This window comes from Pseudomonas sp. Snoq117.2 (assembly GCF_900110545.1).
GTDB lineage: Bacteria > Pseudomonadota > Gammaproteobacteria > Pseudomonadales > Pseudomonadaceae > Chryseomonas > Chryseomonas benzopyrenica.
Genome location: NZ_FOED01000001.1, coordinates 508,983 through 520,732 on the forward strand (window position 1 = coordinate 508,983; position 11,750 = coordinate 520,732).

The window sequence follows — 11,750 nt, forward strand, 5'->3', positions numbered from 1 at the left end:
CGCCAATTCTTGCGCGAACGTCTGAAACACCACACTAGATACTCAATGATCGTGGCCGCAACCGCAATCGGCGTCATGCACATGATTCTCATCGCCTTCGTCGGCGAAGGTCTCCAGGGCGATGGACAGCCCCAGGGCATTGAGGGCCTGGGGCCGCAGCACCAAGACCGGGGTCTGTTCTTCGTCGTCCTGGGAGTCGGCGAAGATGTTGAGACCGCCGCTGCCGTCGGCTTCCAGCCAGAGGTCGCGGCCGGCCAGGCGGATGGCCAGGCGCTGGACTTGCAGCGTCTGCTGCTCGTCGGCGGTGGGTTCGAGGATGAGATCGAGACGGTTGCTCATGGGGGCTCCGGACGTCAGGGCAATTGAAAGGGATAGACCGAGCCGAGGCCCAGCAACTGGGTCAGCTCGTCGAGGGCGGTGCGGACTTCGCCCAGCAACTGGGGATCGGCAAGATCCGCAGGTGTCAGGCGGTCGCGGTAGTGGCGGTCCACCCAGTCGAGTAGTTGGGTGTGCAGCGTCGGCGTGAAGCGCACCCCTGGATTCACTGCCGCCAGTTCGTCGGGCTTGAGGGCCACCCTGAGCCGCAGGCAGGCAGGTCCGCCACCGTTCTGCATGCTCTGCTTGAGATCGAAGACCTTTACCTCGCCCAGCGGGCCCGCGTCTCTGACCTGGGCCTGCAGATAGTCCCAGACCGCCGGATTCTGCCGGCATTCGTCGGGCACCACCAGCAGCGCGCCCTGCCCCGGTCGATCCAGCAGCTGGCTGTTGAAAAGATAGGAGCGCACGGCGTCGCCGACGCTGATCTCGCTGCGACGCACGCAGAGGCGCTGCAGCTGGCCGCCGCGTCGGGCGAGCTTGGCTTGCAGCTCGTCGAGCACCCGGTCGCTGTCGAGGAAAGCATCTTCATGGTGGAACAGCACCTGGGCGTTGCCCACCGAGATGACGTCGTTGTGGAAGACGCCCTGGTCCACCACCGCCGGATTCTGCTGGGCGAAGACCACGCCCTCCTCGCTCAGGCCATGCAGCCGGGCGATGGCCTGGGAGGCTTCCAGGGTCTGGCGTGCCGGATAGCGATGGGGCTCGGGATAGCGCGGATCGAAGGCGCTGCGACCGAAGACGAAGAATTCCACGCCCGGGGCGCCATGGTCGCGACTGAAGCGGGTGTGGTTGGCCGCGCCCTCGTCGCCGAACTGGGCCACCGAGGGCAGCGGCGCGTGGTGCTGGAAATGCGTGGAATCGCGAAACATCGCCTGGAGGATGCGCGCCGTGGTGCTGGGCTCGAGGCTGCGGTGGAACTTGCAGGCCAGGTTGGCCGGGGTGAAATGCACGCGGCCGTCGCGGGTGTCGGCGCTGGGGCTGACGGTAGCGGCGTTGGCCGTCCACATGGCCGAGGCGGAACTGGCGGACAGGAGCAGCGGCAAGGCTTCGCGTGCGGCGCTTTCCAGCACCTGGGCATCGCTGCCGGCGAATCCCAGGCGCCGCAGCGAGGCGATGTCGGGTCTTTCGTGGGGGGCCAGCACGCCCTGCTCGAAGCCCAGCTCCATCAGCGCCTGCATCTTGGCCAGGCCCTGGCGCGCGGCCTCGCGCGGATTCGAGCACTGTTGCTTGCTGGCCTGGGAGGCCACGTTGCCATAGGACAGGCCGGCGTAGTTGTGGGTCGGACCGACCAGGCCGTCGAAATTGACCTCTTGAGCAGCGGGGGCGAGGTGACTCATAGCGGTAATCCTGGAGGCAATTGACTGGGCAGGGTCAGGGCGTCGCTTTCCAGCGAGGCGACCGGGAAGGCGCAGTAGTCCGCGGCATAGTAGGCGCTGGGGCGGTGATTGCCCGAGGCGCCGACGCCGCCGAAGGGCGCCGCGCTGGCCGCCCCGGTCAGGGGACGATTCCAGTTGACGATGCCGGCACGCACCCCCTGCCAGAAGTGTTCATAGGTGGCCGGATCGTCGGCCAGCAACCCGGCCGCCAGACCGAAGCGGGTGGCATTGGCCAGCGCCACGGCCTGATCGAAGTCCGCATAGCGCTGGACCTGCAGCAGCGGCCCGAAGACTTCCTCATCGGGCAACTCGGAGATCCCCGAGACATCGAGGATGCCCGGGGTGAGCAGCGCGCGCGTCGCATCCGGCTGACGCATCTCCAGCAGCGCGCGGCCACCCTGCGCCAGGCGCTGGGCCTGAGTCCGCAGCAGGGCCTGGGCAGCGGCGAGGGAGATGACAGTACCCATGAAAGGCGCCGGATTGGCGTCGAAGCGACCGGTACTGAGACCCGCGCTGACGCTTGCCAGACGCGCCAGCAGCGCATCGCCCCAGTCACCCTGGGGCACGAGCAGGCGACGAGCACAGGTGCAGCGCTGCCCGGCGGAGAGAAAGGCCGACTGGACGATGGTCACCACGGCCGCGTCCAGATCGGCCACCGGCGCCACCACCAGGGGATTGTTGCCGCCCATCTCCAGGGCCAGCAGCCGCTGCGGACGGTCCGCGTTGAGGCGGTGCAGGGCCGCGCCCGTGGCGCTGGAACCGGTGAAGAGGATGCCGTCCAGGCCCGGATGCGCGGCCAGGGCCTCGCCGGTGGTCCGACCGCCCTGCACGAGATTGAGCACCCCGGCCGGCAGCCCGGCGGCGATCCAGCATTCCAGGGTCAGGGCGGCGAAACGCGGCGTCAGCTCGCTGGGCTTGAACACCACTGTGTTGCCAGCCAGCAGCGCCGGGACGATATGGCCATTGGGCAGATGGCCGGGGAAATTGTAGGGACCGAAGACCGCCAGGACGCCGTGCGGTCGATGGCGCGTGACGCTGCGGGCGTCCGCCACGCTAGCCGAACGCTCGCCGCTACGGGCCGCTTTGGCCTGGGCCGAGATGGCCACCTTGGCGATCATGCTGCCGAGCTCGGTATCGGCCTCCCACAGCGGCTTGCCGGTTTCCTCGGCTAGGGCATGGGTCAGCGCCGGGCGGCGTTGCTGCAGCACCTGGGCGAAGGCCTGCAGGATCTCCAGGCGCGCGGCCTGGCCGCGTCTTTCCCAGGCGGGAAAGGCCTGGCGCGCCGCGGCGATCGCCTGGTCGACGTCCGCTGCGTCCGCGGCCGCGCCCTCCCACAGCGCGGTACCGGCGTAGGGGTCGAGCGAGGTGAAGGTCTCGCCGCGCCCGGGGCGCCACTGACCAGCGATATAGAGGCTATCCATGAGCGCTCCTCAGGGCATCAGGCGCACGGCGCGCACCTGGGCGCCGGCCATCAGGCGCAACTCGCGGGCGGTGGCCAAGTCGACCACCAGGGTGCCGGCAGCCAGGCGCGCGCGGGCGCTGGTGATGCGGCAGTCCTGGCACTTGCGGTTGTGGATCAGATACACCTCGGCGTCATCGCCAGGCGTGCCCACCGCCAGCACCAGGCGCTGGCTGTCGCGGATCGCGCGCACCTTGGCGGTTTCCGCCTCCAGGGTCGGGCCGGCATCGAAGATGTCGACATAGCCCTGGTAGTTGAAGCCTTCGGCCTCCAGCAGGCGGCGGGCGGCTTCGGTGTCCGGATGTACCTTGCCAATCACCTGGCGCGCCTCTGGAGACAGAAAGCAGGTGTAGAGCGGAAAGCGCGGCATCAGCTCGGCGATGAAGCCGCGGTTGCCGATGCCGGTGAGATAGTCGGCCTGGGAGAATTCCATCTTGAAGAAGTGCCGCCCGAGGCCCTCCCAGAACGGCGATTGGCCCTGGTCGTCGGACATGCCGCGCAACTCGGCGATGAGGCGCTCGGCGAACAACTCGCGGAATTCGGCGATGAACAGGAAGCGCGACTTGGACAGCAGGCGCCCAGCCGCGCCACCACGCCGATCCGCGCGCAAGAACAACGAGCAGAGTTCGGAGCTGCCGGTCATGTCGTTGGCCAGGAACAGCGTGGGAATCTGCCGGTGGATGTCCAGTTCGCGCGAGGCGCTCACCGTCAGGCCGACCCGGTAGTTGTACCAGGGCTCGCGCAACCCCAGGGCGGCGGCGATCCCGGCGATGCCGATGACTTCGCCGTCCTCTTCGAGGGCGAAGAGATAGTCCGCATCGGCGGCTTCAACCTGCTGCAGGAAACTGCGCTCGGCATTTTCCACCCGCTGCGCCAGGCGTTCTTCGCTGGCCGGCAGGGTGGTGAGGCCGGCGCCGGCCGCCTGCGCCAGTTGCAGCAGCGCGGGCACATCGGCACGGGTGACGGGACGGACGATCATCGGACCTCCAAAGACGCTAGAATCGGCTACAGCGCTACCAGACGAACCCGGTCGCCTTCGGCGATCTCCAGGGTGGCGATCTGCTCGGGGGAAAGGACGACGGCTTCGCCAGGCGTCCAGCGCAGCGGCGTGGCCAGCGCCCGGAAGTTTTCCAGGCCGTCATTGGCGACCAGGAACCAGGGTGCCTCATCGCCGGCCGGAGTACCTTCTCTCACCGGCGCCAGGCGGCTCTCGGCGATGGAGCGGATGGCCGTGGTGCGGGCGTGCAGGGTCGGACCGCCATCGAAGATGTCGATGTAGTTGTCGGTCTCGAAGCCTTCACGGCTGAGGATGTCGAAGGTGATCTGGGCGCGCGGGTGCACCTGGCCCATGGCTTCCTGAGCACTGTCGGGCAGCAGGGGCACATAGAGCGGATAGGTCGGCATCAACTCGGCGAGAAAGGTGCGGCTCCTCTGCCCCGACAGGCGCTCCGCGGCGGCGTAGTCCATGTCGAAGAAGTTGCGCCCTACCCCGTTCCAGAACGGCGATTCGCCGTCATCGTCCGCCAGGCCGACGATCTCCACCACCACCGTCTCGGCGAAACGCGCCGGGTGGGCGGCCATGAACAGCAGCCGGGCACGGGAGTTGAGTTCGGCGTGGGGGGTGTCGAGCAGCGGGCGCTGGACGTAGAAGCTGCTCAGCACGCTGTTGCCGGTCAGGTCATGGCAGAGCGACAGCACATGCACCTTGTTGTGGATCTTCAGCTCGCGCGAGGCATGGATGAAGGTCTCGTTGCGAAAGCTGTAGAAGGGTTCGGAGAAGCCCGCCGAGGCGACGATGGCCGAACAGCCCAGCAGCTCGCCGCTGGTGGTGTCTTCGAGCACGAAGAAATAGCTCTCCTCGCCATGAAAGCCCACCTCGGCCGCCAGCGACGACTCCGAGGTGCGGATCTTGTCGCGCAACCGTTCGGGGTTGTCGGGCAGCGAGGTGACGCCAACCGGGCTATCCGCGGCGAGCCGCTGGACCAGGGGCAGATCCGCCGCGCGCGCAGGGCGCATTACCAGCATGAGAACTCCTTGTGTACGGATCCATCCCTGGATGCCAGCGGTACGCGTCCCGCGTCCGGAGATTAGCCTTGGGTGAGGCGCGCCAGGGCGCGATCCAGGCGGGCCAGGCCTTCGTCGATGTCCGCCTCGGGGATGATCAGGCTTGGCGCCATGCGCAGCACGTCCGGGCCGGCCTGGAGGATCATCAGGCCTTCCTCGTTGGCGGCGGTGACGATGTCCTTGGCACGCCCCTTCCAGCTGTCGTTGAGCACCGCGCCGATCAGCAGACCCAGGCCGCGAACCTGCTCGAATAGGCTATAGCGGGCGTTGAGCTGCTCCAGGCCGGCGACAAAGCGCTGATGGCGAGCGGCTACGCCAGCCAGGGTTTCCGGTGTGGCGACGATGTCCAGCAGCGCGGCGCCGACGGCGCAGCCCAGCGGATTGCCGCCGTAGGTGCTGCCATGCACGCCCGCGCTGAAATGCTGGGCGACCTTGTCGGTGGTCAGCATGGCCGCCAGCGGGAAGCCACCGCCGATGCTCTTGGCGGTGGTGAGGATGTCCGGCACCACGCCATAGTGCTGGTAGGCATAGAGATGACCGCTACGACCGACGCCGCTCTGCACCTCGTCGAAGATCAGCAGCGCGCCCTGGGCGTCGCACAGGCGGCGGGCGCCTTCGAGGTAGGCCTGGTCGGCCGGCAGTACGCCGCCCTCGCCCTGGATGGGTTCGAGGATGACGGCGCAGGTCTTGTCCGACACCACGGCTTCGAGGGCGGCCAGGTCGTTGAAGGGCACATGGCGGATGCCTTCGATCTTGGGACCGAAACCATCGGAATACTTGGGCTGGCCACCGACGCTGACGGTGAACAGGGTACGGCCGTGGAAGCTGTTGGTGGCGGCGACGATCTCGTAGCGGCTGCCGCCGCTGACGTCATGGCCATAGCGCCGGGCCAGCTTGCAGGCCGCCTCGTTGGCTTCGGCGCCGGAGTTGGCGAAGAACACCCGGTCGGCGAAGGTGTGATCCACCAGCTTGCGCGCCAGACGCAGGGCGGGTTCGTTGGTGTAGATGTTGGAGACGTGCCAGAGCTTGCCGGCCTGCTCGGTCAGGGCGTTGATCAGCGCCGGATGGCCATGGCCCAGGGCGCTGACGGCGATGCCGCCGGCGAAATCCACGTACTCGCGATCGGCCTGGTCCCAGACGCGGGAGCCCTCTCCTCGCACCGGAATGAACGCGGCAGGGGCGTAGGTCGGGACCATCACCTCATCGAAGGCGGCGCGTTGCACGTTGGGTTGAGAAGCGGACATCGGGATTTCTCCTGCCGATCACGGCGGTGACTGAGGGGGATTGTAGGACGACCTCCAGACGCGGCATTGCGCCCAGGCGACAACTATTTACGGGCGAAAACGCAAACGGGCGTCCGACTCGCAGTCTAGCGATTCGGACACCCGCTCTGGAAGGGCAAGGACGTACCTTCCGGTACGCCCGAGAAATCAGTTGGGCGCGACGCGGCTGGTGCCGTTGACGGTCAGGATGCGCACCCGCTCGCCGACGCGGAAGATCTCACCCTTGTTGACCGCCTGCACATAGGCACGCGAGCCGCCGTCATCTTCCTTCACGGTGATCTCGACGCCGTTGGCCTTGGTAAAGCCCTCTTCGGTGGCCGAGCCCAGCAGGCCGCCCGCCACCGCACCGATGATGGCGGTCACGAAACTGCCACGGCCACCGCCGATGGCACTCCCGCCAATACCACCGACCACGGCACCAGCCCCGGCCCCGATGGGCGACTTGGTGCCCTCGATGGTGACCGGACGCAGGGCGGTGATGGTACCGGTACGGACCGTCTGCACCTGCCGGGCCTCGTCACGCGAATAGACATCGCCGGACTGATCCGAGGCGCAGCCGGCCAGCAGGGCGACGGCGGTCAGGGAGGCGGCGAGCTGAAGGACTCTGTTCATGGGGCAACTCCAAGGGCAGTTGAAAGACACTGGCCGCACCCACAAGGATGCAGGCGCAGATCGCTATTATCCTTGACCCAGGGCATCCAGGGAGGTTTCCGGTGACTGTAACCCGGGTACCTTGCGAACGCCTTAAGGCGCCAGGCGCTGGCGCTGCCACTCACCGTCAAGGCGCTGGTAGTCCAGCCGATCATGGAGGCGACTGGAGCGGCCCTGCCAGAATTCGATGCGCTGGGGCCTCAGGCGATAGCCACCCCAGAACGGCGGTCGGCTCGGCTCGCCGTCGGCGAAGCGCTGTTGCACCGAGGCCAGACGCTGCTCCAGTTCGTGACGGTCGGCGATGACCTGGCTCTGCGGCGAGGCCCAGGCCCCCAGGCGACTGCCCAGTGGGCGGACCCGGTAGTAGGCGTCGGACTCCTCGGCGGACACCTGCTCCACCAGGCCTTCGATGCGCACCTGGCGTTCCAGCGCCGGCCAGAAGAAGGTCATGGCCGCGCGCGGCTGCCTGGCCATTTGCTGGCCCTTGGCGCTGTCGTAGTTGGTGTAGAAGACGAAGCCCTGGGGATCGACGCCCTTGAGCAACAGCACGCGGCAATGGGGCTGCCCCTCGTCATCGACGGTAGCCAGCCAGCAGGCGTTGGCTTCGACGGGCGGCTGCTCGGTGCGTACCGCCTCTTCGAACCACTGCCCGAACAGGGCATAGGGATCCGCGGGTGCCTGGGCTTCGGTCAGGCCGTCGCGGGTATAGTCGCGACGCATATCGGCGAGGGACGGTGACATGGAAGTCTCCTGCTAGGTCGGTATCGACCTAGCTTAACCAAGTCCCGCCTGGCTCGCCTGCTTCAGGACAAGCTTTGTAGCTAGCGCGCCGCCAAGGACTGCAGACTGGCCAGCACGGTCGCGCGCGGCTGGATCAGCACCTCGACCCGGCGATTGACGGCACGGCCAGCGGCGGTGGTGTTGTCGGCACGCGGGTGGGCGGCGGCCAGACCACGCACGATCAGGCGATTGCCGCTGTAGCCGCTGAGACGGAAGATGGCCGCCACGGCCTGGGCGCGCTGCAGGCTGATCTTGTCGTTGAGCGCCGCGGCACCGGTGCTGTCGCTGAAGCCCAGCACGATGACGGCGCTGTCTTCGTCCACGCTCACCGACTTGGCCGAGCGCGACAGCGGGCCGAGCATCACCGGCAGCAGCATCTCGGCGCGATCCGGGTTGAAGGAGCTATCGACCGGCGCCACCAGCACCAGCGCATCATCGCGACGTTCGACCTTGACGTTGCTGCCGGCCACGGCCACGCGCAGCTTCTGCTCGTGCTCGTCCAGCCAGGCCTTGCTGACCTTGACCGGTACCGGCTTGAGCGCTTCCGCCTTGGCGACGGGCTTGACGTCTTCGCTACCGAAGGGCCACCACCAGTGACCGCCCTTCTCACCCGCCACAGCGGCCTGCTCCGGCTTGGCCGCCGGTGCCTTCGCCACGACCTTGGTGTCGGCCTTTGGCTCGGCGGCCTTGGCCACCGGCTTGACCGGTTCGGCAGCCTTGTCGCTACCGCCGAACGGCCACCACCAGTGTCCGCCGTTGGCGGCGGTGCTGGCTTGAGCAGTGCCCGGCTTGGCAGGCGCGGTGGCCTGGTCTCCAGTGCCCTGGAAGGAACTGCAGGCGGATACGCCCATGCAGAGAATGAGGGTGGTGGATTTGATCAGCTTCATGCAAAGTTTCCCATCGGCGAGCCGGAGGACAGAGTGAATCAATGCCCCGGCCAGAGCCGGCGGCATGAGTGAACTTAAAGTAGTTTCGAGATTGTGGCCGCAAACCTACGCCGGGCAAAGCGGTGGAGTCACGAAATTTGCGTGTATGCCGACCAGTGGCGTGTCCTTGCTCAAGACAAGGGGAAAATCCGCTCGGTCCTGCGTACCCCACTCGATGGTTCTCCGAGGGCCCGAAGCGACAAAAGGGGTCAGCCGTGAGCCCGCATCCGTTTCCAGCAAAGGCACCAGGCCAGCAGGAGGCTTGATCATGGAAGGCTTCGTCGATGTCGCGACGCTCAAGGACCTGGCCGCCGGGTCCGACGCCATCACGCAGGCGTGCCGCTGCCAGCAGCGGGATCTTTCGGGATGGACCGCCTGGCCGGTGGGCTACCGGGAAACGGACTTTGCGCAGATCGGCACCCTGGGGCGCCACGCGCCTGAGGAGGCGATCCTCGAGGAGTATCATCCGGCAGGCACCCACTACTGGTCGAATGCCGCCCCCATCGCTCCGCGCTTCCATCCCTACAACCAGAGCACGCTATGGCGGTGCCTGGGCTGCCAGCGTCTCTACCTGAGGCATAACGACGACGGGGCCTACCATGTGGCACCACGAATCCGGCTGCTGCAGCCGGCGCTGATCGTCGATGCAGCCCACGCCAACGATGGGCGGGAAGCCACTGTGACGTGACCTCACCTATGCCAGTTGTCACCCGCGATGGCTAGGCGATCATGCGGGCGCTGGCGACCTGGCACGACGCAAACGGCGATCCAACGGCCGCTCCCCCGTCCGCTCCCCCGTCCGCAGCCGCTCTAGCTCGCGGTATCGGAAGATGCCGCTCGTTAGCTGCAGCGAAAACCGGGAATTAAGCCCACAATAGACGCCGCGCATCCCGCGTGCGGGTGTGCGCCCATCAACGGTAAAAGACCTGGTCCCAGCAATACGATGGCAACTACAACTCGAACGGGCGTCGCCTGGTTTGTCGACGGGGCCTACGCCCTGAGCGCCTGGAACGGCTCGGTATACGGCGCCAAATTCGACTATCTCAAACTACGGCTCTTCATCGAAGAGGATGCGGGCGAACCCATAGGCGACGCCTACTACTTCAACTGCGATAGCGACCCGCCCACCGTCGCCCAGACCAACTTCAACAAGTTTCTCAGCTCGGCGCCGCCCAAGGGTGCAGGCCTGAGGGTCAAGCTCTACTGGCTGCAGAGCAAGGCCCACGAATGGCCTACCTCGGCAGGCGGAGGCCCGATCCTGCATCCGGTGACGGGCGAGCAGTACACCACCAAGAGCCAGAAGGGCGTCGATGTCGGCCTGGCCTTCAACCTGATGCGCTCCCATGCCAAGCGCGGCTGGAAGAAGCTCTACCTGGTGGCCGGCGACGGCGATTTCCACGAGGTGGTGCAATACCTGGTGGAAAACGAAGGCGTGGAGGTCACGGTGATTGGCGCGCACTTCTCCATCAGCGGCGAGATCGCGCCCTATGTCCGGGTGATCGAATTCAAGGACATCGAGACGGCCATCGCCCGCTAGCCGAGGGCCTCAAAGACACTCCCCTACCGCGCGTGCCAGGGCCTGGGCGCGCGGATCCATCAATACATAGGGTCCCAGGGTGTTGGTGACGAAGCCGAAGGCCACCTCGCGCTCCGGATCGGCGAAGCCGGTCGAGCCGCCCGCCCCCGGATGGCCGAAGGCCTGAGGCCCGAGGCCATAGGTGGCGTTGGCCTGGTCCGGTTGATCGAGCATGAAGCCTAGGCCGAAGCGGGTCGGCGTCAAGAGCGTACGGTCTTCGCCCTGACTGTGCTCCACCAAAGCCTCGCTCAAGGTCTCCCATTCCAGCAGATCGCCAGCCAGCAGGCCGGCATAGAAGCCGGCCAGGCTGCGTGCATGGCCGTGGCCGTTGGCGGCCGGCTGCTGGAAGCGGCGCCACTCCGCCTTGTTGGTGCTGGTGAGCACGCCGGATGGATTGCCAAAGGCCAGGGTCGGCAAGGCGCCCGGATCGCTCATGGTGGTCTTGAGCAGGCGCTGCGCGGCGGCATCACCCAGCACCCCCTTGCCGCGTACGATATGGGCGACGCGCGCGTCTTCGCTCGCCGGCAGACCGATGTGGAAATCCAGATCCAGGCGCCTGGCGGTCCGGGCCACGATGGCCTCGCCCGGGCCACGGCCGTCGGCGCGACGGATCAGTTCACCCAGCAGCCAGCCAAAGGTGATAGGGGCATAGCCATGGGCGGTGCCGGGTGTCCACCAGGGTGCCTCGGCGGCGACCGCGGCGGTCATGGTGTCCCAGTCGTACAGGGCGTCACCCGCCAGGCGTTCGCGCAAGGCGGAGACGCCGGAGCGATGACTAAGCAACTGGCGCAGAGTGATGTCGGCCTTGCCAGCCGCAGCGAATGCTGGCCAGCGTTCGGCGACCGGGGCATCGAGTGCCAGCTTGCCCTCCTCCACCAACTGCAACGCCGCCACCGTGGTGAAGGCCTTGGTGCAGGAGAACAGATTGAGCAGGGTATCGGTGTGCCACGGCGTCTGGCCGTCCTTGTCCGCCATCCCGCCCCAGAGATCCAGCACCGTTTCACCACCGACCTGGACACACAACGCCGCCCCGCGGGTCTGGCCGGCGGCCAGCAACTCGGCGAAGGCCTCGCGGACGGATTCGAATCTCAGGTCGTGATAGCCGTGGACGGTCATGGGTTTTCCTGGGTAGATGAGGTATTGCCGGGCACGGGGCCACGATCAGGCAGTTGATCATACCGCCAAGCGGGACGCCCTCACCCCAACCCTCTCCCCGAGGGAGTGGGAGCTGCCTGCGTAGGCGTTCAGCGGTAGGTT

The 11,750-nt window shown here is 67.0% G+C and carries 12 protein-coding genes; 2 read left to right on the forward strand and 10 right to left on the reverse strand.

What is annotated here, in order from left to right; genetic code table 11:
- Window positions 1-42 precede the first annotated feature (42 nt).
- The 9 genes from BMZ43_RS02555 to BMZ43_RS02595 form a co-directional block, all read right to left on the reverse strand.
- Window positions 43-339 carry a hypothetical protein gene (locus tag BMZ43_RS02555; protein WP_017639699.1) on the reverse strand — a complete coding sequence of 99 codons (297 nt, stop codon included), beginning with the start codon at window positions 337-339 and terminating at the stop codon, window positions 43-45.
- A gap of 14 nt (window positions 340-353) precedes the next feature.
- Entirely contained in the window at window positions 354-1,715 is a 1,362-nt protein-coding gene (astB, locus tag BMZ43_RS02560; protein ID WP_093249573.1) for an N-succinylarginine dihydrolase, read from the reverse strand.
- Entirely contained in the window at window positions 1,712-3,175 is a 1,464-nt protein-coding gene (gene astD / locus BMZ43_RS02565) for a succinylglutamate-semialdehyde dehydrogenase (RefSeq protein ID WP_093249577.1), read from the reverse strand. Before astD ends, astB begins: the two co-directional genes overlap by 4 nt.
- 9 nt (window positions 3,176-3,184) lie before the next feature.
- Window positions 3,185-4,192 carry an arginine N-succinyltransferase gene (astA, locus tag BMZ43_RS02570; RefSeq protein WP_017639696.1) on the reverse strand — a complete coding sequence of 336 codons (1,008 nt, stop codon included), beginning with the start codon at window positions 4,190-4,192 and terminating at the stop codon, window positions 3,185-3,187.
- A gap of 26 nt (window positions 4,193-4,218) precedes the next feature.
- Window positions 4,219-5,238 (reverse strand): arginine/ornithine succinyltransferase subunit alpha, encoded by a 1,020-nt coding sequence (gene aruF, locus BMZ43_RS02575; protein ID WP_017639695.1) that lies wholly within the window; start codon window positions 5,236-5,238, stop codon window positions 4,219-4,221.
- A 62-nt stretch (window positions 5,239-5,300) separates the two neighbouring features.
- Entirely contained in the window at window positions 5,301-6,521 is a 1,221-nt protein-coding gene (locus BMZ43_RS02580) for an aspartate aminotransferase family protein (RefSeq protein WP_017639694.1), read from the reverse strand.
- A gap of 186 nt (window positions 6,522-6,707) precedes the next feature.
- Window positions 6,708-7,172, reverse strand: a complete 465-nt coding sequence (locus BMZ43_RS02585; RefSeq protein ID WP_017639693.1) for an outer membrane lipoprotein — start codon at window positions 7,170-7,172, stop codon at window positions 6,708-6,710.
- 132 nt (window positions 7,173-7,304) lie between these two features.
- Complete coding sequence (pdxH, locus tag BMZ43_RS02590) at window positions 7,305-7,952, reverse strand: pyridoxamine 5'-phosphate oxidase (RefSeq protein WP_026083687.1); 648 nt, start codon at window positions 7,950-7,952, stop codon at window positions 7,305-7,307.
- Between the two features lie 80 nt (window positions 7,953-8,032).
- On the reverse strand, window positions 8,033-8,878 hold the full coding sequence (locus BMZ43_RS02595; protein ID WP_017639691.1) for an OmpA family protein: 846 nt from the start codon (window positions 8,876-8,878) through the stop codon (window positions 8,033-8,035).
- A gap of 307 nt (window positions 8,879-9,185) precedes the next feature.
- On the opposite strand from BMZ43_RS02595, the gene BMZ43_RS02600 reads away from it, so the two are divergent.
- Both BMZ43_RS02600 and BMZ43_RS02605 read left to right on the forward strand, forming a co-directional pair.
- Window positions 9,186-9,605 (forward strand): hypothetical protein, encoded by a 420-nt coding sequence (locus BMZ43_RS02600; RefSeq protein WP_093249581.1) that lies wholly within the window; start codon window positions 9,186-9,188, stop codon window positions 9,603-9,605.
- A gap of 255 nt (window positions 9,606-9,860) precedes the next feature.
- On the forward strand, window positions 9,861-10,454 hold the full coding sequence (locus BMZ43_RS02605; protein ID WP_017639689.1) for an NYN domain-containing protein: 594 nt from the start codon (window positions 9,861-9,863) through the stop codon (window positions 10,452-10,454).
- A gap of 9 nt (window positions 10,455-10,463) precedes the next feature.
- Here the strand turns inward: BMZ43_RS02605 and BMZ43_RS02610 are convergent, their stop codons facing one another.
- On the reverse strand, window positions 10,464-11,609 hold the full coding sequence (locus BMZ43_RS02610; protein WP_064306592.1) for a serine hydrolase domain-containing protein: 1,146 nt from the start codon (window positions 11,607-11,609) through the stop codon (window positions 10,464-10,466).
- Between the last annotated feature and the right edge of the window lie 141 nt (window positions 11,610-11,750).